Source organism: Pseudomonas sp. JDS28PS106 (assembly GCF_036706555.1).
Classification (GTDB): Bacteria; Pseudomonadota; Gammaproteobacteria; order Pseudomonadales; family Pseudomonadaceae; genus Aquipseudomonas.
Genome location: NZ_JBAJGT010000006.1, coordinates 110,888 through 134,237 on the forward strand (window position 1 = coordinate 110,888; position 23,350 = coordinate 134,237).

At 60.9% G+C, this 23,350-nt stretch carries 24 protein-coding genes; 16 read left to right on the forward strand and 8 right to left on the reverse strand.

Features of this window, described 5'->3' with window-relative positions:
• Positions 1 to 15: 15 nt before the first annotated feature.
• From rep to TRP66_RS11900, 3 genes are all read left to right on the forward strand, one after another.
• A complete protein-coding gene (rep, locus tag TRP66_RS11890) occupies positions 16 to 2,025 on the forward strand; it encodes a DNA helicase Rep (RefSeq protein ID WP_333402371.1) in 2,010 nt (669 codons plus the stop codon).
• 52 nt (positions 2,026 to 2,077) lie between these two features.
• Positions 2,078 to 2,647 (forward strand): xanthine phosphoribosyltransferase, encoded by a 570-nt coding sequence (locus tag TRP66_RS11895; protein WP_333402373.1) that lies wholly within the window; start codon positions 2,078 to 2,080, stop codon positions 2,645 to 2,647.
• 194 nt (positions 2,648 to 2,841) lie between these two features.
• Positions 2,842 to 3,723 (forward strand): MBL fold metallo-hydrolase, encoded by an 882-nt coding sequence (locus TRP66_RS11900; RefSeq protein ID WP_333402375.1) that lies wholly within the window; start codon positions 2,842 to 2,844, stop codon positions 3,721 to 3,723.
• 66 nt (positions 3,724 to 3,789) lie between these two features.
• On the opposite strand, the gene TRP66_RS11905 is transcribed toward TRP66_RS11900, so the two are convergent.
• Together TRP66_RS11905 and TRP66_RS11910 are read right to left on the reverse strand one after the other, a co-directional pair.
• Positions 3,790 to 4,449 carry an HAD family hydrolase gene (locus TRP66_RS11905; RefSeq protein WP_333402958.1) on the reverse strand — a complete coding sequence of 220 codons (660 nt, stop codon included), beginning with the start codon at positions 4,447 to 4,449 and terminating at the stop codon, positions 3,790 to 3,792.
• 23 nt (positions 4,450 to 4,472) lie between these two features.
• Positions 4,473 to 5,021 (reverse strand): gamma carbonic anhydrase family protein, encoded by a 549-nt coding sequence (locus tag TRP66_RS11910; RefSeq protein ID WP_333402377.1) that lies wholly within the window; start codon positions 5,019 to 5,021, stop codon positions 4,473 to 4,475.
• A gap of 76 nt (positions 5,022 to 5,097) precedes the next feature.
• Here TRP66_RS11910 and prlC point away from each other — a divergent pair, with 76 nt between their 5' ends.
• Positions 5,098 to 7,185, forward strand: coding sequence for an oligopeptidase A (gene prlC / locus TRP66_RS11915; RefSeq protein WP_333402379.1), 2,088 nt, complete (start codon positions 5,098 to 5,100; stop codon positions 7,183 to 7,185).
• A complete protein-coding gene (locus TRP66_RS11920; protein ID WP_333402381.1) occupies positions 7,182 to 7,460 on the forward strand; it encodes a YheV family putative zinc ribbon protein in 279 nt (92 codons plus the stop codon). The genes prlC and TRP66_RS11920 overlap by 4 nt, the downstream gene beginning before the upstream one ends.
• A gap of 125 nt (positions 7,461 to 7,585) precedes the next feature.
• Here the strand turns inward: TRP66_RS11920 and TRP66_RS11925 are convergent, their stop codons facing one another.
• Entirely contained in the window at positions 7,586 to 7,822 is a 237-nt protein-coding gene (locus TRP66_RS11925) for a hypothetical protein (RefSeq protein ID WP_333402383.1), read from the reverse strand.
• A 382-nt stretch (positions 7,823 to 8,204) separates the two neighbouring features.
• Here TRP66_RS11925 and TRP66_RS11930 point away from each other — a divergent pair, with 382 nt between their 5' ends.
• From TRP66_RS11930 to TRP66_RS11940, 3 genes are all read left to right on the forward strand, one after another.
• Complete coding sequence (locus tag TRP66_RS11930) at positions 8,205 to 9,263, forward strand: PA0069 family radical SAM protein (protein WP_333402385.1); 1,059 nt, start codon at positions 8,205 to 8,207, stop codon at positions 9,261 to 9,263.
• A 200-nt stretch (positions 9,264 to 9,463) separates the two neighbouring features.
• Positions 9,464 to 10,192: a carbonic anhydrase gene (locus TRP66_RS11935; RefSeq protein ID WP_333402387.1), complete on the forward strand. Its 729-nt coding sequence runs from the start codon at positions 9,464 to 9,466 to the stop codon at positions 10,190 to 10,192.
• Between the two features lie 112 nt (positions 10,193 to 10,304).
• Positions 10,305 to 11,837, forward strand: a complete 1,533-nt coding sequence (locus tag TRP66_RS11940; protein WP_333402389.1) for a SulP family inorganic anion transporter — start codon at positions 10,305 to 10,307, stop codon at positions 11,835 to 11,837.
• A gap of 196 nt (positions 11,838 to 12,033) precedes the next feature.
• Here TRP66_RS11940 and TRP66_RS11945 read toward each other — a convergent pair whose 3' ends face one another.
• The gene (locus TRP66_RS11945; protein WP_333402391.1) at positions 12,034 to 12,684 is read right to left on the reverse strand and encodes a hypothetical protein; all 651 of its coding nucleotides are present in this window, start codon (positions 12,682 to 12,684) and stop codon (positions 12,034 to 12,036) included.
• A gap of 358 nt (positions 12,685 to 13,042) precedes the next feature.
• Between TRP66_RS11945 and coxB the strand changes: the two genes are divergently transcribed.
• Genes coxB through TRP66_RS11965 form a run of 4 tightly spaced genes read left to right on the forward strand, consistent with a single transcriptional unit; the run spans position 13,043 to position 17,273 of the window.
• Entirely contained in the window at positions 13,043 to 14,167 is a 1,125-nt protein-coding gene (gene coxB / locus TRP66_RS11950) for a cytochrome c oxidase subunit II (protein WP_333402393.1), read from the forward strand.
• A 49-nt stretch (positions 14,168 to 14,216) separates the two neighbouring features.
• Positions 14,217 to 15,809 (forward strand): cytochrome c oxidase subunit I, encoded by a 1,593-nt coding sequence (gene ctaD / locus TRP66_RS11955; RefSeq protein WP_333402395.1) that lies wholly within the window; start codon positions 14,217 to 14,219, stop codon positions 15,807 to 15,809.
• Complete coding sequence (locus tag TRP66_RS11960) at positions 15,806 to 16,372, forward strand: cytochrome c oxidase assembly protein (RefSeq protein WP_333402397.1); 567 nt, start codon at positions 15,806 to 15,808, stop codon at positions 16,370 to 16,372. The genes ctaD and TRP66_RS11960 overlap by 4 nt, the downstream gene beginning before the upstream one ends.
• 10 nt (positions 16,373 to 16,382) lie before the next feature.
• Positions 16,383 to 17,273: a cytochrome c oxidase subunit 3 gene (locus TRP66_RS11965; protein WP_333402399.1), complete on the forward strand. Its 891-nt coding sequence runs from the start codon at positions 16,383 to 16,385 to the stop codon at positions 17,271 to 17,273.
• A gap of 49 nt (positions 17,274 to 17,322) precedes the next feature.
• Here the strand turns inward: TRP66_RS11965 and TRP66_RS11970 are convergent, their stop codons facing one another.
• Positions 17,323 to 17,526 (reverse strand): twin transmembrane helix small protein, encoded by a 204-nt coding sequence (locus TRP66_RS11970; RefSeq protein ID WP_333402401.1) that lies wholly within the window; start codon positions 17,524 to 17,526, stop codon positions 17,323 to 17,325.
• A gap of 73 nt (positions 17,527 to 17,599) precedes the next feature.
• Between TRP66_RS11970 and TRP66_RS11975 the strand changes: the two genes are divergently transcribed.
• Genes TRP66_RS11975 through TRP66_RS11990 form a run of 4 tightly spaced genes read left to right on the forward strand, consistent with a single transcriptional unit; the run spans position 17,600 to position 20,620 of the window.
• The gene (locus TRP66_RS11975) at positions 17,600 to 18,334 is read left to right on the forward strand and encodes an SURF1 family protein (RefSeq protein WP_333402403.1); all 735 of its coding nucleotides are present in this window, start codon (positions 17,600 to 17,602) and stop codon (positions 18,332 to 18,334) included.
• Positions 18,331 to 18,903 (forward strand): hypothetical protein, encoded by a 573-nt coding sequence (locus TRP66_RS11980; protein WP_333402404.1) that lies wholly within the window; start codon positions 18,331 to 18,333, stop codon positions 18,901 to 18,903. The genes TRP66_RS11975 and TRP66_RS11980 overlap by 4 nt, the downstream gene beginning before the upstream one ends.
• 12 nt (positions 18,904 to 18,915) lie before the next feature.
• Entirely contained in the window at positions 18,916 to 20,088 is a 1,173-nt protein-coding gene (locus tag TRP66_RS11985) for a COX15/CtaA family protein (RefSeq protein ID WP_442965194.1), read from the forward strand.
• On the forward strand, positions 19,988 to 20,620 hold the full coding sequence (locus tag TRP66_RS11990) for an SCO family protein (protein WP_333402406.1): 633 nt from the start codon (positions 19,988 to 19,990) through the stop codon (positions 20,618 to 20,620). The genes TRP66_RS11985 and TRP66_RS11990 overlap by 101 nt, the downstream gene beginning before the upstream one ends.
• A gap of 138 nt (positions 20,621 to 20,758) precedes the next feature.
• Here TRP66_RS11990 and TRP66_RS11995 read toward each other — a convergent pair whose 3' ends face one another.
• Genes TRP66_RS11995 through TRP66_RS12005 form a run of 3 tightly spaced genes read right to left on the reverse strand, consistent with a single transcriptional unit; the run spans position 20,759 to position 23,272 of the window.
• Complete coding sequence (locus TRP66_RS11995) at positions 20,759 to 21,532, reverse strand: MetQ/NlpA family ABC transporter substrate-binding protein (RefSeq protein WP_333402408.1); 774 nt, start codon at positions 21,530 to 21,532, stop codon at positions 20,759 to 20,761.
• Between the two features lie 58 nt (positions 21,533 to 21,590).
• Positions 21,591 to 22,265: a methionine ABC transporter permease gene (locus TRP66_RS12000; RefSeq protein ID WP_333402410.1), complete on the reverse strand. Its 675-nt coding sequence runs from the start codon at positions 22,263 to 22,265 to the stop codon at positions 21,591 to 21,593.
• Positions 22,265 to 23,272: a methionine ABC transporter ATP-binding protein gene (locus tag TRP66_RS12005; RefSeq protein WP_333402412.1), complete on the reverse strand. Its 1,008-nt coding sequence runs from the start codon at positions 23,270 to 23,272 to the stop codon at positions 22,265 to 22,267. Before TRP66_RS12005 ends, TRP66_RS12000 begins: the two co-directional genes overlap by 1 nt.
• Positions 23,273 to 23,350 lie beyond the last annotated feature (78 nt).

Sequence of the window (23,350 nt, forward strand, 5' to 3'; positions counted from 1 at the left end):
ATCCCTCTTATCGTCATGTCCCGACTCAATCCTCGGCAGCAGGAAGCCGTGAACTACGTCGGCGGCCCTCTTCTGGTGCTCGCCGGCGCCGGCTCCGGCAAAACCAGCGTAATCACCCGCAAGATCGCCCATCTGATCCAGAACTGCGGCATTCGTGCCCAGTACATCGTCGCCATGACCTTTACCAACAAGGCGGCGCGCGAGATGAAGGAGCGCGTCGGCACCTTGCTCAGAAGCGGCGAAGGTCGCGGCCTGACGGTCTCGACCTTCCATAACCTGGGGCTGAACATTATCCGCAAGGAGCATGTGCGGTTGGGCTACAAGCCCGGCTTCTCGATCTTCGACGAAACCGACGTCAAGGCGCTGATGACGGACATCATGCAGAAGGAGTACTCGGGCGACGACGGCATCGACGAAATCAAGAACATGATCGGCGCCTGGAAGAACGACCTGATCCTGCCCGAGGAAGCCCTGGCGAACGCCCGCAATCCCAAGGAACAGACGGCGGCCATCGTCTATACCCACTATCAGCGCACGCTCAAGGCGTACAACGCGGTGGATTTCGACGACCTGATCCTGCTGCCGGTGAAGCTCTTCCAGGAGCACGCCGACATTCTGGAAAAGTGGCAGAACAAGGTTCGCTACCTGTTGGTGGACGAGTATCAGGACACCAACGCCAGCCAGTATCTGCTGGTGAAGCTGCTGATCGGCACGCGCTGCCAGTTCACCGTGGTAGGCGACGACGACCAGTCGATTTATGCCTGGCGCGGCGCGCGACCGGAAAACCTCATGCTGCTCAAGGAAGACTACCCCTCGCTCAAGGTGGTCATGCTGGAGCAGAACTATCGCTCTACCAGCCGTATTCTGCGCTGCGCCAACGTGCTGATTGCCAATAACCCGCATGCCTTCGAAAAGCAGTTGTGGTCGGAAATGGGCCATGGCGACGAGATTCGCGTGATCCGCTGCCGCAACGAGGACGCCGAAGCCGAGCGGGTGGCGATGGAAATCCTCACGCTGCACTTGCGCACCGACCGGCCTTACAGCGATTTCGCCATTCTTTATCGCGGTAACTACCAGGCCAAACTGATCGAGCTGAAGTTGCAGCATCACCAGATCCCGTATCGGTTGTCCGGCGGCAACAGCTTTTTCGGACGTCAGGAAGTCAAGGACCTGATGGCCTACTTCCGCTTGCTGGTGAACCCGGACGACGACAACGCTTTCCTGCGGGTCATCAACGTGCCGCGCCGGGAAATCGGCTCGACGACTCTGGAGAAGCTCGGCAACTACGCGACCCAGCGCAAGGTGTCGATGTATGCCGCGACCGAAGAGCTGGGCCTCGGCGAGCATCTGGACAGCCGGTTCACCGAGCGCCTGCAACGGTTCAAGCACTGGATGGACGGCGTGCGCCAGCAATGCGCGCAGAATGACCCCATCGCGGCGTTGCGCAGCATGGTCATGGACATCGACTACGAGAACTGGCTGCGCCAGAACAGCTCCAGCGACAAGGCTGCCGATTACCGCATGAGCAACGTCTGGTTCCTGATCGAAGCGCTCAAGAACACGCTCGAAAAGGACGAAGACGGTGGCATGACCATCGAAGAAGCCATCGGCAAGCTGGTGCTGCGCGACATGCTCGAACGCCAGCAGGAAGAGGAAGAGGGTGCCGAAGGCGTGCAGATGATGACCCTGCATGCCTCCAAGGGGCTGGAGTTTCCCTACGTATTCATCATGGGTATGGAAGAGGAAATCCTGCCGCATCGCTCCAGTATCGAAGCCGATACCATCGAGGAAGAACGACGTCTCGCGTACGTGGGGATCACCCGGGCGCGCCAGACTCTGGCGTTCACCTTTGCCGCCAAACGCAAGCAATACGGCGAGATCATCGACTGCGCGCCCAGCCGCTTTCTCGATGAACTGCCCCCTGACGATCTGGCCTGGGAAGGCAACGACGACACACCTCCCGAGGTAAAGGCCGTGCGTGGCAACACCGCGCTGGCGGACATCCGCGCCATGTTGAAACGCTAGGCGCTTCAGAATATTGATCATTGACCGCGCGACAGCGCACCGAGGAAACCAAGTGGAAGCACTGCACACCAAGATCCGTGAAGAAGGCATCGTACTGTCCGACCAGGTACTGAAGGTCGACGCGTTCCTGAATCACCAGATCGACCCGGCCTTGATGAAGGACATCGGAGATGAATTCGCCCGGTTGTTCGCCGATTCGGGCGTTACCAAGATCGTCACCATCGAAGCCTCGGGCATTGCGCCGGCTATCATGGCCGGCCTCAAGCTGGGCGTGCCGGTGATCTTCGCCCGCAAGCATCAGTCGCTGACGCTGACCGAAAACCTGTTGTCGGCCACGGTCTACTCGTTCACCAAGCAGACCGAAAGCACTGTCGCCATTTCGCCGCGCCACCTGAACAGCAGCGACAAGGTGCTGATCATCGATGACTTCCTGGCCAATGGCCGGGCATCCCAGGCGCTGATCTCGATCATCAAGCAGGCGGGCGCGACGGTCGTCGGTCTGGGCATCGTGATCGAGAAATCCTTCCAGACCGGCCGTGCCGAACTGGACGCCCAGGGTTATCGCGTCGAGTCCCTGGCGCGGGTCGAATCCCTCGCCGGTGGCGTTGTCACGTTCAAATAAGCTTCACAGCTTGTACGAGCGCCGTCACTCCCCCAGTGGCGCGCTCGTTCAAGACGGCCCCGTACGCGAGATCTTCGTATCGGGCTGTAATCGCCGGCGGATCGTGGCACAGTGGAAAACAGTGCTTCGAACTGACCATCGCCAGTCGCCTTGCTGCGGTTGCGGATACGCCGGCTCATTTCAGGGGGATGCCAATGAACATCAACGACAGGCTTCAGGTAGAAGCATTCTTCGATGATCGAACGTCCACCATCAGTTATCTGGTGATGGACCGCGCCAGTCGACAATGCGCTCTGATCGACAGCGTCCTTGACTACGATCCCAAATCCGGCCGCACTTCCACCACCTCCGCTGATCGCCTGGTAGAGCGCGTCGGGGCGCTGCAGGCATCGGTGCAGTGGATTCTCGAAACCCATGTCCATGCTGATCACCTTTCGGCTGCCGCGTATCTGCAACGGCAGGTTGGAGGTCGCACTGCGATCGGTAGCCGTATCGACCGGGTGCAGAAAGTGTTCGTCCCGCTGTTCAATGCCGGTGAGGTGGCTCGTGACGGCAGCCAGTTCGATGTGCTGCTCGATGATGAGTCGACGTTCGCCATCGGCACCTTGCAGGCGCGAGCGCTGCATACGCCCGGACATACCGCGGCCTGCATGACTTATGTGGTCGAAGCCGAGGGTGAAGCCGTGGCTTTCGTGGGCGACACGCTGTTTACGCCCGACTACGGCACGGCGCGCTGCGATTTTCCTGGGGCCAGCGCGCGTACGCTTTACCGTTCGATCCGCCGGATACTCGAACTGCCGGACGAGACGCGTCTGTTCATGTGCCACGACTACCGACCCGACGGGCGCGACCTGGTGTACATGACGACCGTGGCGGAACAACGGGCCACCAACATTCATATCCGGGACGGTATCGACGAGGACAGCTTCGTGCAGATGCGCGAAACCCGCGACGCCAGCCTGGACATGCCGGTCCTGATGTTGCCTTCGGTACAAGTCAACATGCGCGCTGGCCACCTGCCCGAACCGGAAGCGAACGGCGTGCGGTACCTGAAAATCCCGATCGACCGGTTGTAGCCTCGCCAGCAAGCTGGCTCCCACATGGGAACGATCCGTAGGAGCCAGCTTGCTGGCGATCAGCGATCACGCGTCAGGCATCGCCACAAAGGCCTCATGCAATTCGGCCAGGGTCGAAAAGTGATAGGTCGGCTTTTCCGCCGTCAGCTCTTCGTGGCTGCCGAAGCCATAGCCCACCGCCGCGACGTCCAGCCCGTTGCGCAGGCCGCCGATCAGGTCATGTTTGCGGTCGCCGATCATCAAGGTGTGCGCCGGATCAAGCTGTTCTTCGGCCAACAGGTGAGCGATCAGCTCGACCTTGTCGGTGCGGGTGCCGTCCAGCTCGCTGCCGTAAATCAGTTTGAAGTGCCGGGCGAAATCGAAATGCCGGGCGATCTCGCGGGCGAACAGCCAGGGCTTGGAGGTCGCGATATAAAGCGTCCTGCCCTGCCCGGCCAGGGTTTCCAGCAGAGCCGGCACGCCCTCGAACACCATGTTCTCGTACAGCCCGGTCACCTTGAAGCGCTCCCGGTAATGACCGACTGCTTCCCAGGCACGGGCTTCATCCATGTCGTAGAACTGCATGAAAGCCTGTAGCAATGGCGGGCCGATGAAATGTTCCAGCCGGGTGATGTCGGGCTCGTCGATGCCCATGCGCGCCAGAGCGAACTGGATCGAGCGGGTGATGCCCAGGCGCGGGTCGGTCAACGTGCCGTCGAGGTCAAACAGGATGTTCTGATAATGCATGGTCATGCCGTTCTGTTGGAGGGTCAGCAAGGCTGGTCGAAACCTTCGGCCAGATGCTGGTCCTTGAGCTTCACATAATTGCTCGCGCTATAGGGAAAGAACGCGATCTCTTTCTCGGTGAGTGGCCGAACCTGCTTGACCGGGCGCCCCACGTACAGATATCCGCTTTCCAGCACTTTGCCGGGCGGCACCAGGCTGCCCGCGCCGATGATCACTTCGTCTTCGACCACCGCGCCGTCCATGATCGTACTGCCCATGCCGATCAGAATGCGGTTGCCGACCTTGCAGCCATGCAGCATGACTTTGTGGCCAATGGTCACCTCATCGCCGATCAGCAGCGGAAAACCGTCCGGGTTGAACGGCCCGGCATGGGTGATGTGCAGCACGCTGCCGTCCTGCACGCTGGTACGCGCGCCGATGCGGATACGGTGCATGTCGCCGCGAATCACGGTCAGCGGCCATACCGAGCTGTCGGCGCCGATTTCTACATCACCGATCACGACAGCCGAATGATCGACGAACGCTCGCTCGCCAAGGGCTGGCGTGTGATCCCGGAACTTGCGTATGGCCACGATAGACTCCTTCTCTGGCAATGATAGGGGGGTGATGCGGGTTTCAATGCTGCGGTCGGCGACGATTGTAATTAAGATGCCTGAGTGTTTCTTCCAGCCAAGGTGCAAAACCGTGAGCGCGAACAACCCTCTTCTGCAACCCTACGACCTGCCTCCTTTCTCGGCGATTCGCGCCGAGCATGTCAAACCTGCCATCGACCAGATCCTGGCCGATAACCGCGCGGCCATCGCCGATATTCTGGCCACGCAGGGTTCGACGCCGACCTGGAACGGGCTGGTGCTCACCATGGACGAGCTCAATGATCGTCTGGGCGCCGCCTGGAGCCCGGTCAGTCACCTCAACGCCGTCTGCAACAGCGCCGAGCTGCGTGAAGCCTATGAGTCGTGCCTGCCCGCGCTGAGCGCCTACTCTACCGAAATGGGCCAGAATCGCGAGCTGTTCCAGGCCTACGAGGCGTTGGTCAACAGCCCCGAAGCATCCGGTTTCGATGTCGCGCAGAAAACCATCCTTGAACAGGCGCTGCGCGATTTCCGCCTGTCGGGTATCGACCTGCCCCCCGAACAGCAAAAGCGTTATGCCGAAGTGCAGAGCAAACTGTCGGAGCTGGGCAGCCAGTTTTCCAACCAGTTGCTCGACGCGACTCAGGCGTGGACCAAGCTGGTAACCGACGAGTCGGCCCTCGCCGGCCTCACCGAGTCCGCGAAGCAGCAGATGGCTGCGGCGGCCAAGGCCAAGGATCTGGAAGGCTTCCTGATCAGCCTGGAATTCCCCAGCTACTACGCCGTGATGACCTACGCCGAGGACCGGGCTCTGCGCGAGGAAGTGTATTCCGCGTACTGCACGCGCGCCTCTGACCAGGGGCCAAACGCCGGCAACAACGACAACGGCCCGGTCATGGAGCAGATCCTCGACCTGCGTCAGGAGCTGGCCGGGTTGCTGGGCTATGCCAACTACGCCGAGCTGAGCCTGGCGACCAAGATGGCCGAGTCCAGCGACCAGGTCCTGAGCTTCCTGCGCGATCTGGCCAAGCGCAGCAAGCCGTTCGCCGTGCAGGATCTCGAAGAGCTCAAGGCGTTCGCCGCTGAGCAGGGCTGCCCGGATTTGCAGAGCTGGGACACCGGTTTCTATGCCGAGAAGCTGCGTGAGCAACGCTACAGCGTGTCTCAGGAAGCGCTGCGCGCCTACTTCCCGATCGACAAGGTACTGACCGGCCTGTTTGCGATTGTCCAGCGGCTGTATGGCATCGAGATCGCCGAGCAGAAAGGCTTCGACAGCTGGCATCCGGATGTCCGACTGTTCGAAATCAAGGAAAACGGCCAACACGTCGGCCGCTTCTTCTTCGACCTGTATGCCCGCGCCAACAAGCGTGGCGGTGCCTGGATGGACGGCGCCCGCGACCGCCGCCGCACCGCTGACGGCACCTTGCAGAGCCCGGTCGCCAATCTGGTGTGCAACTTCACACCGGCCGCGCCGGGCAAACCCGCGCTGCTGACCCACGATGAAGTCACCACCCTGTTCCACGAATTCGGGCATGGCCTGCACCACCTGCTGACGCGCATCGAGCATGCTGGCGTATCCGGCATCAACGGTGTTGCCTGGGATGCGGTCGAGCTGCCAAGCCAGTTCATGGAAAATTGGTGCTGGGAGCCTGAAGGTCTGGCGCTGATTTCCGGTCACTACGAAACGGGTGAAGCACTGCCTCAGGACCTGCTGGAGAAAATGCTGGCGGCGAAAAATTTCCACTCCGGGTTGATGATGGTCCGTCAGCTCGAATTTTCGCTGTTCGACTTCGAACTGCACGCCACCCATGGCGACGGCCGCAGCGTGCTGGACGTGCTCGAAGGCATTCGCGATGAGGTTTCGGTCATGCGTCCGCCGGCGTACAACCGCTTCCCCAACAGCTTCGCGCACATCTTTGCCGGGGGCTATGCAGCGGGTTACTACAGCTACAAATGGGCTGAAGTGCTCTCGGCCGATGCCTTCTCGAAGTTCGAAGAGGACGGCATCCTCAATACCGAGACCGGCCGTGCGTTCCGGGAAGCCATTCTGGCCCGCGGTGGCTCGCAGGCGCCGATGGTGCTGTTCGTCGACTTCCGGGGACGCGAGCCTTCGATTGACGCACTCTTGCGCCATAGCGGTCTGACTGAGGAAGTGGCGGCATGACGGATGCACCGGTGATTGTCACCAAGAAACGCTTCATCGCCGGGGCTGTCTGCCCGGCGTGCAGCGAACCGGACAAGTTGATGATGTGGAGCGAAAACGACGTGCCCCATCGCGAATGCGTGGGTTGCGGCTACAGTGACACACTCAACGAACAGGGCTTGTCGGTTCCCAAGGAACTGGGCACCCGGGTCAACAAGATCGCCGTGAAAGCGATCGATCCTAAAGTGCAGGGCGTGCAGTTCTTTCCGAACCCCAAGCTGAAGAAACCGCAATGATGCAACGGGAAGGGGAACGCCTGCCGTTCCCTTCCCGCAGTATCCGGTAGACGCCAAGTGATTGTTCTCATACTTCGGTATGAGAACGATCATTGATGAAGGTCGTGCGTTCCGGCGGGTCTTTTCTAATTGTATCGGCCCGGTCCGAAGCTGATTTCCTGGAAGGTTTTGGCAAGCGCCAGAAATGTCCGGAAGTTCTCTTTACGGGAACAGCGGACGGCATTGAGTTCGCCATTGCTGTTGGATGAATAGACCGACGCGTCGTACAGCAACTCTTCATCTTCATAAAGTTCAAGCGTTACTACGGGGTTGTCAAAGTCTTCTACATCTTCAGTCGATATCCGAACCTCGTATAGAGCCATCACTCACCTCGCGTTCAGGTAAAGGTTGCCGATGCCATATGCCACGCCAGCCTGAATTCAGACACTAGTCCCAAGTGGAAGATCGGTCTACTGACAAAAATGACAGGTGGCTGTTTATCCAGTCCCGGTTTATTCGTAATCTAGGGATGTGCAAGAGTGATCTGTCAATGCAGTTTCGTCCACCTTATAAGCGGTTATAGGTTGATATCCATAATCCGTACAGATAGTTGCTGTTATTTCAGTGGAAGCCGCCTCCGAATATGCGAACGCGAGGATCCTGGCCCATGCCTTCGGTCAGCTGACGCGCTTTTTCAAGGTCTGGCGATGGAGCGCCCGGTCGCTTTACGGTACTGTACGAATGAACAGTATCAGGATCTCGCTCATGCACAGTCCCGGTTCGCTTCGCGGTCGCGGAACCGTCACCAATCCCCATAACCGCTTTGCCCCGAGCCATTCGGTGGCGGAAGACGACGGCTGGTATCAAGAGGTGCCGCTTACCCAGGGCACGGAGGTGATTTTCGAAACCGCCAAGACCATCATTACCCGCAACAGCTCGCCCGATATCCCGTTCGATCGCTCGATCAACCCGTATCGCGGCTGCGAGCATGGCTGCATCTACTGCTTTGCCCGGCCCAGCCACGCGTATTGGGACATGTCCCCCGGCCTGGACTTCGAAACGAAGCTGATCGCCAAGACCAACGCTGCCGCCCTCCTCGAACAGCAGCTGTCCAGACCCGGCTATAAATGCGCGCCTATTACCCTCGGTGCGAATACGGACCCCTATCAGCCCATCGAGCGCGAGCAGCGAATCACTCGCGCGACGCTGGAAGTGCTCCTGCGCTATCGGCATCCGGTCAGCATCATTACCAAGGGCTCGCTGATCCTGCGTGATCTGGATCTGCTCGCCGAACTGGCGAAGCTGCGCCTGGTGTCGGTTTTCATCAGCCTGACGACGCTCGACGACGAGCTCAAGCGCATTCTCGAACCCCGGGCGGCAGCACCCAAGGCGCGTCTGCGCGCAATCCGGGTCATGCGCGACGCCGGCATTCCCGTTGGCGTGCTGTGCGCGCCGATGATTCCGATGATCAATGACAGCGAGCTTGAGGCGTTGCTGCGCGAAGCCAGGGCGGCGGGTGCACTGAGCGCCAGCTATGTGATGTTGCGTCTGCCACTGGAAGTGGCGCCGTTGTTCGACGAATGGTTGAAGACGCATTACCCGCAACGCGCGGATCATGTCATGAGTCTGATTCGTCAGAGCCGGGGCGGTGAAGTGTATGACAGCCGCTTCGGTTCCAGGATGCGCGGCGAGGGTGTCTTCGCCGATCTTCTGGCGAAACGCTATGCCATGGCAGTCAAACGCCTGGGATTCGAGGGTCGCGAAGCGCTGAAGCTCGATTGCACCGCCTTCTGCCCGCCTGGAGGACAGATGTCGCTGCTGTGACCTTTGGCGTCATGCCTGCGTCAGCCACGGGCCAGAGCGGTTCCTTCAGTTTGATTTAAGCTTCGCGGGTTAGCCTGCGATTTCGGATCGACGCCTCGGGCAACCTTCAACGGACATGATCGTCATGCCAAACAAGGGGTCATCCGGTTTGGTCAGTGAAAGCATGAATAATCCACATCAATCCGTCAGAGGATGCAGACATGAGAGACATGGATAAACAGCCATCGGCTACTTCGGCAAAAAGTGAACACGCAGAGAGTGCCGAAGTAGCGTTGCAGCACATCGTGGATGGCTTCATGCATTTTCGCCATGAAGTATTTCCCCAGCAGCAAGAACTGTTCAAGAAGCTGGCTACGGCTCAGAAGCCCCGGGCCATGTTCATCACCTGCGCTGACTCGCGCATCGTTCCCGAACTCATCACCCAAAGCTCGCCGGGCGATCTTTTCGTCACGCGTAACGTCGGCAACGTGGTGCCGCCTTACGGCCAGATGAACGGCGGCGTTTCCACCGCGATCGAATACGCGGTAGGCGCGCTGGGCGTGCAACACATCATTATCTGCGGTCACTCCGACTGCGGCGCCATGCGCGCGGTGCTCAACCCCGACAGTCTGGAAAAGATGCCGACGGTAAAAGCCTGGCTGCGTCATGCCGAAGTCGCACGCACCGTGGTGGAGCAGAACTGCAACTGCGAAGGCGAGCATGAAACCATGCATGTCCTGACCCAGGAAAACGTCATTTCCCAGCTGCAGCATCTTCGTACTCATCCATCCGTTGCCGCCAAGCTGGCAAGCGGACAATTGTTCATCCACGGCTGGGTCTACAGCATCGAGACCAGCGAAATTCTCGCCTATGACGCTGAGCAGGACCGTTTCGTCCCTCTGGACGGTTCCGGCGCGATTCCGATGGCAACTCCCAAGGCGCGATTCTAGGCGCCTGACTTGCCTCACGACTGACGGTTAAAACCCTTTTTTCGCCTATGGCGGCTGCGCAGGATGCGCGCCGCCAGGCTTTGTCACGTCTGATGAATCCCGGAGAAGTGTCATGGGTGCAACAGCATTGAAATCCGTTTTACCTCGTGAGCTGCTCGCTTCCGTGGTGGTGTTCCTGGTTGCTTTGCCACTGTGCATGGGTATCGCCATCGCTTCGGGCATGCCTCCGGCAAAAGGCTTGATCACCGGCATCATTGGTGGTCTGGTCGTAGGTTTCCTGGCGGGTTCGCCGCTGCAGGTCAGCGGCCCGGCCGCGGGCCTTGCGGTACTGGTCTTCGAGCTGGTGCGGGAACACGGCATGGCGATGCTTGGCCCGATTCTGCTGCTGGCCGGTCTGCTGCAGGTGCTGGCCGGACGTTTCAAACTCGGCTGCTGGTTCCGGGTCACCGCGCCGGCAGTGGTCTACGGCATGCTGGCAGGCATCGGCGTCCTGATCGTGCTGTCACAGGCGCACGTGATGTTCGACAACGGCCCCAAGCCGTCCGGGCTGGATAATCTGGTCGCCTTCCCCTCCACCCTGATCCAGGCGATAGGTCCGGGATCAGGCATGTATGCGGGCATGCTGGGCCTGGGCACCATCCTGATCATGTACGGTTGGGAAAAGCTGCGGCCTCAATCGTTGCGATTCGTGCCTGGCGCGCTCTTGGGTGTCGGTATCGCCACCGGGATCAGCCTCTGGCTGGCGCTCGACGTCAAGCGCGTGGAGGTACCGGCCAATCTGGCCGATGCGATCGACTGGCTGCGACCGACCGACCTCATGAATCTCGCCGACCCCGCAGTGCTCATTGCCGCCGTTGCCGTCGCATTCATCGCCAGCGCCGAGACGCTGCTGTCCGCAGCCGCCGTCGATCGAATGCACAGCGGCCCGCGTTCCGACTTCGACAAGGAACTCAGCGCCCAGGGCGTCGGCAACATGCTGTGCGGATTGGTAGGCGCACTGCCGATGACCGGCGTGATCGTGCGCAGCTCGGCCAACGTGCAGGCCGGTGCGACCACACGGATGTCGACGATTTTCCACGGCCTGTGGCTGCTGGCATTCGTGCTGTTGTTGTCCAGTGTGCTGCAGAGCATTCCGGTCGCCAGTCTTGCGGGCGTGCTGGTATATACCGGCCTGAAGCTGGTGGATCTGAAAACCTTCCGCGGTCTGGGACGCTACGGCCGCATGCCGATGTTCACCTACGCCGCCACGGCGGGCGCGATCATCTTCACCGATCTGCTGACCGGTGTGCTGATCGGCTTTGGTCTGACCCTGGTGAAGCTGGCGTTCAAGGCCTCGCGCCTGAAGATCAGCGTGGTTCCGCTGGAAGCCGATAACACGCTGGAACTGCGTCTGGTCGGCGCGGCGACTTTCCTGAAAGTACCGGCGCTGACCCAGGCATTGGCGACCATTCCGCCAGGCAGCATCGTCCATGTGCCGCTCAATAACCTGAGCTACATCGACCACTCGTGCCTGGAGTTGCTGGAAGAATGGGGACGTGCCAACGCGGCGCATGGGACCAGGCTGATCATCGAGCCCCGCGGTCTGAAACGCCGCCTCGAAGGGCGGGTGTACACCACCACGGGAATCGGTTCCAGCCCGGCCTGAGTCAGGCTGGCGATGGTGGCATAACGCAGTACGCCTGATATACCGGCGTCGTCTTGATCGCCAGCAAGCTGGCTCCTACAACCGATGCAATCCGTAGGAGCCAGCTTGCTGGCGATGGTTTGATAACGCGATCCGCCTGATACACCGCGTCGCCTTTGTCGCCAGCAAGCTGGCTCCTACGCGTGTTGCAAATACGTCAGGCCTGATGCTGTTCCAGCTCCAGGCCTACGCCCAGCTGGCGCGACAGGCAGGGCCAGCGTTTCCAGGCGGCTTCGGTTGCGGGGCTGCCGAGCCGGTCCCGATAGGCTTCGACTGAGGCCAGTTCGAAGCTTTCTTCGTCGAGCATCTGGTCGACCGCCTGATGCACGGCTTCATCCAGATGATTGGCGAACTCTTCGCCGATCAATTGATGCGCAATGACGCTGGCGACCGTGGTATTCGAAGGAATCAGCGGCCGACCGAAATGACGGATATACAGGTCGTTAACCTCCTCCACCAGCCGATGCGCCAGATAGGCCTCGTCCAGCAGGCTGTCCAGCCCTTCGTGGCCAGCCATGATGGCCGGGGGCGCGATAAAGAAGTGTTCGGCGATCTTCAGGACGGGCTTGATCTGACTTTCGATGCCCGCTTCGACGGCGACCGCATGCGCGGCGTCGAGCAGGTCAGGGACCAGGTCGATATAAGCCGTTACGAAACGGGTCAAGGTGCCTTTCGCATCCACATCGGGTAAATGGATCGCGGGGTGAAGGTGCGGAAGCTGCGCTGCAACCTTGTGCAGCAACTGGCCCGTAGCGGCCTCATGTTGATGGGCGTGTTGAATCAGCTCGCGCAATGCGGCGGTGTTCATGGTTGCTCCTGACGGCACAATACCAGGTAGGTGTAATGAAACGTCATACGGTAGCCTGCTTGGCCCGACAGCTAAGACGTATTTGTCATAACCGATACATATTTATATGCATTGGCTATAAAAGCCCATTCCGGGCGATCTGGATCAGAAATCAGCGGCTGAGAACGACCGTCATGCCGCCAATCCATTCGAATGGCGTGGCTTCCTGCGCTGGCTATACTCGGCTTTGAAGGAAGTCGGCTCATGACCCGGCCTTGCGCTCCAAAGCCTGCCGGTCATCACGTCATTGCAATCGTTGGCCCACTCCCTTGAACGCAGGTATGTCCTGCGGGACGACAAGAGCTTGGGGGAACGCGCGATGATGCGACATCCACACGTCTGGATGAGCTTCCTGCTGTGGTCGATCGTCAGTCCGGCTCATGGAGCCTGGACGACCAACATGGCGCCTGGCGCTTCTGTGGTCAGCAATGCGGTCTACGACCTGCATATGACCATCTTCTGGATCTGCGTGGTCATCGGCATCGTGGTGTTCGCCGCCATGCTGTGGTCAATGATCGTTCATCGCCGTGCAACTGGTCAAACAGCCGCTCACTTTCATGAAAACACCCGCGTCGAAATTCTCTGGACCGTGGTGCCGCTGCTGATTCTGGTGGCGATGGCCATTCCAGCGACGCGCACGTTGATCAGCATGTACGACGCGGCCGAGTCCGATCTGGACATTCAGATCACCGGCTATCAATGGAAATGGCACTACAAGTACCTGGGGCAGGACGTCGAGTTCTTCAGCAACCTGGCGACGCCTGCGGACCAGATCCATAACCGCGATACCAAAAGCGAACACTATCTGCTGGAGGTGGATCAGCCGCTGGTGCTGCCCGTCGGCTCGAAGATCCGCTTTCTGGTGACCGGCGCCGACGTCATTCACTCCTGGTGGGTACCGGCGTTTGCGGTCAAGCGCGATGCCGTGCCGGGTTTCGTGCACGAAGCCTGGACCCGTGTCGAAAAGCCGGGCATCTATCGCGGGCAGTGCACGGAGCTGTGCGGAAAGGATCATGGCTTCATGCCCATCGTGGTCGATGTCCGGAGCCAGGCCGACTACGACGCCTGGCTGGCCGAACGCAAGCAGGAGGCCGCGCGGCTCAAGGAACTGACCAGCAAGGACTGGACCCGTGAAGAGCTGATTGCCCAGGGCGACAAGGTCTATCACACGGTCTGCGTCGCCTGCCACCAGCCCGAAGGGCAAGGCCTGCCGCCCATGTTTCCGGCGCTCAAGGGCTCGAAAATCACTACCGGCCCCATCGCCGACCACCTGGACATCGTTTTCAACGGCAAGCCGGGCACCGCCATGGCGGCGTTCGGCAAGCAGCTTTCCGAAGTGGACATCGCCGCCGTCGTCACCTACGAGCGCAATGCATGGGGCAACGACAAAGGCGACATGATCACGCCAAAGGATGTGCTCACCCTCAAGCAGGCCCAGCAATGAACGCCCCGGCACACGTCATCGCGCGATACCGCGTCGCAGGAGAACCGACATGAGCGCCGTCATCGACGATCATGGTCACGCCGACCACGATCACACGCACGGCCCGGCGAAGGGGCTGATGCGCTGGGTGCTGACCACCAACCATAAGGACATCGGCACGATGTACCTGTGGTTCAGCTTCAGCATGTTCCTGCTGGGCGGTTCGTTCGCGATGGTGATTCGCGCCGAGCTGTTCCAGCCGGGTCTGCAGATCGTGCAGCCCGAGTTCTTCAACCAGATGACGACCATGCATGGTCTGATCATGGTGTTCGGCGCGGTGATGCCGGCGTTCGTCGGCCTTGCCAACTGGATGATCCCGCTGATGATCGGCGCGCCGGACATGGCCCTGCCCCGGCTGAACAACTTCAGTTTCTGGCTGCTGCCCGCGGCTTTCCTGCTGCTGGTGTCGACCCTGTTCAGCCCTGGTGGCGGCCCGAATTTCGGCTGGACCTTCTACGCCCCGTTGTCCACCACCTACGCGCCGGAAAGCGTGACCTTCTTTATCTTCGCCATTCACATGATGGGCATCAGCTCCATCATGGGTGCGATCAACGTGGTGTCGACCATTCTCAACCTGCGCGCGCCGGGCATGACGCTGATGAAAATGCCGCTGTTCGTCTGGACCTGGCTCATCACCGCCTTCCTGCTGATCGCGGTCATGCCGGTGCTCGCCGGGTGCGTGACCATGATGCTCATGGACATCCATTTCGGCACCAGCTTTTTCAACGCCGCGGGAGGCGGCGACCCGGTGCTGTTCCAGCATGTGTTCTGGTTTTTCGGTCATCCCGAGGTGTACATCATGATCCTGCCGGCATTCGGTGCCGTCAGCTCGATCATTCCGGCGTTCTCGCGAAAGCCGTTGTTCGGCTATACCTCGATGGTCTATGCGGTCGCCGCCATCGCGTTCCTGTCGTTCATCGTCTGGGCGCACCACATGTTCGTGGTTGGCGTGCCGCTGGTGGGCGAACTGTTCTTCATGTACGCGACCATGCTCATCGCCGTGCCCACCGGCGTGAAGGTGTTCAACTGGGTCAGCACCATGTGGCAGGGCTCGCTGAGCTTCGAGACGCCCATGCTGTTTGCCGTGGCCTTTGTCATCCTGTTCAGCATCGGCGGTTTTTCAGGGCTGATGCTGTCGATCGCGCCGGCCGACTTCCAGTATCAGGACACTTACTTCGTGGTCGCGCATTTCCACTATGTGCTGGTGCCGGGCGCGATATTCGGCATTTTCGCCTCCGCCTACTACTGGCTGCCCAAATGGACAGGGCATATGTATGACGAAACGCTGGGCAAGCTGCACTTCTGGATGTCCTTCGTCGGCATGAACATGGCGTTCTTCCCCATGCATTTCGTGGGGCTGGCCGGGATGCCCCGTCGCATTCCCGACTACAACCTGCAATTCGCCGACTTCAACATGGTGTCGAGCATCGGCGCCTTCACCTTTGGCGCGACCCAGTTGCTGTTCCTGTTCATCGTGATCAAGACCATTCGCGGTGGCCCACCCGCACCTGCCAAGCCCTGGGATGGCGCCGAAGGACTGGAGTGGAGCCTGCCCTCGCCTGCGCCGTACCACACGTTCACGACGCCGCCGGAGGTGAAATGAACGCCAGGGAGCAGTCCCGTTCGCTGAGATGGCTGATCGCGCGGCTGCTGTTGTTGGTGGTGGCGATGTTCGCGTTCGGTTTTGCGCTGGTGCCGTTGTATGACGTGATGTGCAAGGCGTTCGGCATCAACGGCAAGACCGGGGACGCTTACCGGGGCGAGCAGGTGATCGACCAGACGCGGCAAGTCCGCGTGCAGTTTCTGTCCACCAATGCGGCGGACATGGTCTGGGCGTTCTATCCCCGAAACGATCAACTGGAGGTTTACCCCGGCGCCGTGAACGAGATGATCTTCATCGCCCAGAATCCCACCGACCGGCCCATGACCGCCCAGGCGGTGCCCAGCGTATCGCCGGGTCCGGCGGCGGCCTGGTTTCACAAGACTGAGTGCTTCTGTTTTACCCAGCAGCATCTGGCGCCGGGTCAGCGGATCGAAATGCCGGTGCGCTTCATTGTGGATCGGGAGCTTCCGCCGGAAATCAGACATCTGACCCTGGCCTACACGCTGTTCGATATCAGCGCGAGCCGGACGCCTGCTGCCCCCGTCGCCGGTAATGGCGGTTGAGGAACCTGACATGTCGACACCTCACGAACACTATTACGTCCCGGCACAAAGCAAATGGCCGATCATCGCTACCCTGGCGCTGCTGGTCACGATGTACGGGCTGGGTACCTGGTTCAACGACATGAAGGCCGCGCGGCCGGACTCCAACGGGCCATTGATCTTCTTCATCGGCGCACTACTGGTGGCTTACATGATGTTCGGCTGGTTCGGCGCGGTGGTGAAGGAAAGCCGCGCCGGGCTCTACAGCGCGCAGATGGATCGCTCGTTTCGCTGGGGCATGGCGTGGTTCATCTTTTCCGAAGTGAGCTTCTTCCTGGCGTTCTTCGGGGTGCTGTTCTATATCCGAGTGCTGTCCGGGCCGTGGCTGGGGGGCGAAGGCGCGAATGCCGTCTCCAACATGCTATGGCCCGACTTTCAGTACACCTGGCCGATGCTCGCCACGCCCGATCCCAAGCTGTACCCGGCGCCCAAAGGCATCATCGACCCCTGGCAGTTGCCCTTGATCAACACGGCCCTGCTGATCAGCTCCAGTGTGACCATCACCTTCGCGCATCACGCGCTGAAGAAGGGAAACCGCACGGCGCTCAAGCGCTGGCTGGCGCTGACCATCCTGTTGGGCTGGATCTTCCTGATCCTGCAAGCCGAAGAATATATCCACGCCTACCACGAACTCGACCTGACCCTGGGTTCGGGTATCTACGGCGCGACCTTTTTCATGCTCACCGGCTTTCACGGCGCCCACGTCACCATCGGTACGCTCATTCTGTTCGTCATGCTGATGCGAATACTGCGCGGGCATTTCGATGCCGAACACCAGTTCGGATTCGAGGCTGCCAGCTGGTATTGGCATTTCGTGGATGTGGTCTGGGTGGGGTTGTTCATCTTTGTGTATGTGTTGTAGCGCTGATTCTGTAGGAGCCAGCTTGCTGGCGATCTGGTGCGCAAAAAATTTACCACGTCCCATGAGAAACCAACTGACCGCTGTAAAACCCCCAGGCAATAAGCGCCAGCGTCAACGCCGCAAGTATGACGCGCAGGGTCAGCGCCTTGATCAGGCGAGTGGACTGGCTGTCGTCCTTGATCAGAAAGAACAGGCCGCTGAACAGGCTGGTGATGGTCGCGGCCAACATAAGAACAATCGCTGCTTTGAGCATGTGAAACCCCGGGAGCAATCGCGATGGTGGATGGGAGTATAGGCAGGCCTGTGGAACCGGTCGGGACGGTGTCATGAAGCGCTTCACGCCTGGTTTGCTGCCAACCGTCGTGGTGCTTTTGCTGCTGCCGACACTGATCTCTCTCGGCTTCTGGCAATTGAGCAGAGGCGAGGAGAAACGTGAAATCCTGCGCGACTATGCCGAGCGCCGCGCGGCGACCCCGGTCAGTGCCGCGCAAATGCTCTACGCGCCGGAGCCCGCCTGGCGTCGGGTGCGTTTGCTGGGCCGGTTCGATGCCGATCACAGCCTGTTGCTGGACAACGCCATTCGCGACGGCAAGGCCGGGGTCGAACTGCTGCAACCCTTTCTGGACCATGCCAGCGGCCTGTGGCTGCTGGTCAATCGCGGCTGGCTGCCCTGGCCGGATCGCCGCTCTCCACCGACGTTCGAGACACCGGATCGACCGCTGGAACTCAGCGCCTGGGTTTACGACGTGCCCGGCAAAGTCTTTCAGCTGCGACCCGACACACCCTCTTCCAGCTGGCCCAAGCTGGTGACCTCGATAGAGCCGGAAAAACTCTGGCTCGAACTGGGACGTGAAGGTTTCCCCCACGCGCTGCGTCTCGAGGCCGGCCCGGCCGCCAACCGGGTCGACTGGCCGATCGTGGCGATGATGCCGGAAAAGCACTCGGCCTACGCGGTGCAGTGGTTTTCCCTGGCGCTGGCGCTGCTGGTTCTCTACGGCTATCTAGGCTGGCACCAGGGCAGGCAGCGTCAGACAACCTCCATCGAGCAGGAGTCCACATGAATCCCACCGTCATCTCTGAACCGCGCATCCGGCGACGCGGACGTCTGCAACTGGTGTTTCTGATCATGGTCGCGGTGGTGCCCATGTTGTTGGCGACCAGCATGTATCAGTTCGGCTTCTGGGTGCCCGAGGGGCGCACCTATCACGGCCAGCTCATTGCAACCGGCCAGAGTCGGGCCGACCTGGGGGTAAAGGCCGATGAGCGTCGCTGGCAACTGCTGGTCAGCGCGCCGAGCCGCTGTGAGGCTGACTGTCAGCATCTGGTGTATCTGGCCCGTCAGGTGCAGATCGGCCTGGGACGAGACGCCGCCCGCGCCAGTCATGCGCTGGCGACCAGCCAGGTTCTGAGCGTCGACTACGCCGAGAAACTGGAGCGCGAATACGCCGAGATCAAGCGCTACCCGCTTGAACCCGTGCGTTACTGGCAGACCATGCCCGGCCTGGATGAGCCGCAACTGTGGATCGTCGACCCGCACGGCAATCTGGTTTTGCGCTACGGCGCTCAGGTGAATGGCAAGGACCTGCTGGATGATCTGCGACGATTGCTGAAGTTATCGAATATCGGATAAGGGGAGGCCGCCATGACCCGGCCCGGATTCCGTCTCGCCCTGCTCGCCACCCTGCTGGCGCTGATCGTGGTGTTGCTCGGCGCCTGGACTCGGCTCACTCACGCCGGATTGGGCTGCCCGGACTGGCCCGGCTGCTACGGGTTCATCGCCGTCCCGGCGAGCGAAGCGCAACTGGCTCATGCGCAGCTGCATTTTCCCCACGTGCCGGTCGAAGCCGGAAAAGGCTGGAGCGAGATGGTGCATCGCTATTTCGCCGGCGCGCTGGCGCTCACCATTCTGGCCCTGGCCTTTCGGGCCTGGCGGACGCGGCATTTGATCGGACAGCCGCTCAAATTGCCGCTGCTGATCCTGGCCGTGGTTATCGCCCAGGCCGCATTCGGGATGTGGACGGTGACGCTCAAGCTCTGGCCGCAGGTGGTGGTCACCCACTTGCTGGGTGGCTTCGCGACGCTGGCCCTGCTGCTGGTCCTGACCTTGCGTCTGGCCGGGACCGGCCCGGTTCGGGGCGATTACGACGCACGACTGCATCGTCTGGCCCGGTTCGCCTCGCTGATGGTCATTACGCAGATCGCATTGGGTGGCTGGGTCAGCGCCAATTATGCGGCCATGGCCTGCACCGATCTGCCGACCTGTCAGGGCCAGTGGTGGCCCGATGCGGATTTCGCCAACGGCTTTCACCTCAGCCAGCATATAGGCCCGAACTACCTGGGCGGTCGACTCGACAGCGAAGCGCGCACGGCCATTCACCTGACCCACCGTCTCGGCGCGGTGCTGGTAGCTCTGAGTCTGACGACACTGGCCTGGCAACTGCGGAGAGCCGGGTTCAAAACGCTGGCCGCCGTGCTGATGCTCGCGCTGCTCATGCAGCTTGGGCTTGGCGTCGCCAACGTGTTGCTGCACTTGCCGCTGCCCGTTGCGCTGGCCCACAACGCCGGTGGCGCGGCACTGTTGCTGTGCCTGGTGACCATCAATTACCGGCTGGCCTGTACCATGGCGCAGCCCTCGACGCCTTCAAGTATTCTGTCGGGCATCCGCCGCCGTTTTTCGTCGCGCCATCCACTGATCACTGTCGACTGCCGAACCCATGACCCGAACCCAGAAAACCGTATTCATCCTGGTCGCCATCGTAGCGCTGATCATGGGCCTGACTGTCCAGCGTGTGCTGCTCAACCAGAGCGCCGGTGACCAGACTGCTCTGATCGACGCCGGCATTATCCTGCTGCCGCAAAGCCGCGTACTGCCGGCATTTGAGGTCACCGATCAGAACGGTGCTCCGCTAGCGCTGGATTCGTTCAAGGACAAATGGACGCTGATGTTCTTCGGCTACACCTTTTGCCCGGACATCTGCCCTACGACGCTGGCGCAGATCCGTCAGATCAGGTCCGAGCTGAGTGCCGAACAAGCCGAGAAGCTACGTGTGGTGCTGGTGAGCGTCGACCCCGAGCGCGACACGCCGCAGCGGCTGAAGGAATATCTGGGATTTTTCGACAAGGGCTACATCGGCATCACCGCGCCGGTGGCCGACCTGCAAAAGCTGGCGAACGCGGTGAGTGTCCCCTTCATCCCCGCCGATACCAGCAAGCCGAACTATACGGTGGACCACAGCGGCAACCTCGCGCTGATCGGCCCGGACGGCACACAACGCGGGTTTATCCGAGCGCCGTTGAACGGCCAGAAACTGGTGGCCAGGCTGCCGGAGTTGCTGGAAAGACAATGAACCCGCGCATACCTGTAGGAGCGAGCTTGCTCGCGATCTGCCGCAAAGCGGCAGTAAAACCGGAGGGCGCGATTTTCAGGTAGAGCGCGTTATCGTTTATCGCCAGCAAGCTGGCTCCTACAGGTGGTGTGCGAATCCTTAGAACGCCGGCACGACCGCGCCTTTGTATTTCTCGACCAGGAAAGCTTTGACTTCCGGGCTGTTCAAGGCGGCGACGAGTTTCTTCATCGCGTCCGAATCCTTGTTGTCCGGACGGGCGACGAGGATGTTGGCGTAGGGCGATTCAGCGCCTTCAATGACCAGCGCGTCCTTGGTCGGGTCCAGCTTGGCGCTCAGGGCGTAGTTGGTGTTGATCAGCGCCAGATCGACCTGAGTCAGCACGCGCGGCAGCGTGGCGGCTTCCAGCTCGCGGAATTTCAAGTCCTTGGGGTTGTTCACCACGTCCGAAGGCTTCGCCAGGATGCTGGTCGGGTCCTTGAGCGTGATCAGGCCGGCCTTGGCCAGCAGCAACAGCGCACGGCCTTCGTTGGTGGCGTCGTTCGGCAGGGCCACGTTCGCGCCGCCTGGCAGATCCTCGAGCTTCGTGAATTTCTCGGAGTACGCACCGAAAGGTTCGACATGGACTTTTGCCACCGCCACCAGGTCGGTGCCCTTGCCCTTGTTGAACTCATCCAGATACGGCTGATGCTGGAAGAAGTTGGCGTCCATGCGCTTCTGGGACACCTGAACGTTCGGCTGGATGTAGTCGTTGAACACCTTGATGTTCAGGTCCACGCCCTCTTTCGCCAGCGTCGGTTTGACGAATTCCAGGATTTCCGCGTGGGGCACGGCCGACGCCGCGACGGTCAGGGTTTCATTGGCCTGCGCAGACATCGCTGTCACGGCGGCAAATACGGCCAGTAGTTTTTTCATTCGATAACTCCTTTGAACGGCCCGCTCGCCCTGGAGCGGACCATTGCCAACTGTTCGATCAACGATGAGTGAAGTGAGCAACCAGCCGGTCGCCGACGGTCTGCAGGATCTGCACCAGCACCAACAGCAATACGACCGTCACGAACATCACATCGTTCTGGAAGCGCTGGTAGCCGTAGCGAATCGCCAGATCGCCCAGCCCGCCCGCGCCGACGGCACCGGCCATGGCGGTGAAGGACACCAGCGCGATCGCCGTCACGGTAATGGCCGCGAGAATGCCAGGCCGGGCTTCCGGCAGCAGCGCCTTGAGGATGATCTGCCGCGTGGTGGCACCCATGGCCTGGGTAGCTTCGATGATGCCGCGATCCACTTCGCGCAGCGCGGTCTCTACCAAACGCGCGAAAAACGGCGTAGCGCCGGCGATCAGCGGCGGTAAGGTGCCGAGGATACCCAGCGATGTGCCGGTGATGATCTCGGTCAGCGGCATCATGACGATCAGCAGAATAATGAACGGCAGCGCCCGCAGCATGTTCACGACCAGCCCGACCGTGGCGTAAAGCGGCTTGTTTTCCAGCAACTGGCGCGGCGAGGTGAGGAACATCAGCACGCCCAGCGGCAGGCCGAACAGGATGGTGAAGCCCAGCGAGACACCGAGCATGATCAGGGTATCGCCCGTGGCGACCCAGATTTCGTACCAGTCGACGTTGGAAAACAGATTCAGAAAAGCGTCCATCAGCGCAGGACCTCCATATGCACGTCCGCAGCCTTGAAGCGCGCGAAGGCGGCGTCCATGTCGCCGCCGGTGATGGCCAGCGTCAGCTGCCCGTAAGGCGTGTCCTTGATGCGGTCGATGCGACCGGCCAGGATGCTGTAGTCGACGCCGGTTTCCCGGGCGACCGTGCCCAACAGCGGCGCGTAGGTCGCCTCGCCCTGGAACGTCAGGCGCACGATACGGCCCTGGACGTGAGCGAAGTCATCACGCTGTTCGTTTTCATCGACCTGCTCGTCTTCCTGCACGAAGCGCCGGGTGGTCGGATGCTGGGGATGCAGAAATACATCCGCCACCCTGCCCTGCTCGACGATCACGCCGGCGTCCATTACTGCCACCTGATCGCAGACCCGGCGGATCACATCCATCTCGTGAGTGATGAGCACGATGGTCAGCTTCAGCTCGCGGTTGATCTCGGCGAGCAGTTGCAGCACCGACGCAGTGGTCTGTGGGTCGAGCGCGCTGGTGGCCTCGTCGCACAGCAGAATCTTGGGCTTGGTCGCCAGGGCGCGGGCAATGCCGACGCGCTGCTTCTGGCCGCCGGACAACTGGGCCGGATACTTTTTGGCATGATCGGACAGGCCGACACGCGCCAGCAGTTCGGCGACCCGCTGATCGATCTGCGCCCGAGGCATGTCGCCGGCCAGAGTCAGCGGCATGGCGACGTTGTCCGCCACGGTGCGCGAAGCCAGCAGATTGAAGTGCTGGAAGATCATGCCGACCTGCTGGCGGAAGCGACGCAGACCATTGGCGTCGAGTGCGGTGACGTCTTCACCATCGACCACGATCTGCCCGCCGCTTGGGGTCTCAAGACGATTGATCAGGCGCAGCAGCGTGCTCTTGCCGGCGCCGGAGTGGCCTATCAGGCCGAATACCTGGCCATTCTCGACCCGCAGGCTGGTGGAATGCAGGGCCGGGATTTCCTTGCCTGCAACCCGATAGGTTTTGTGGACGTTATGAAACTCGATCACGGAGCGAACCTTGTGGGGGCGCGTTAAGAAATCAGCGCAGTGGACAGGGTGCCACTTGCTTCGTAGCCCGGCCGGATT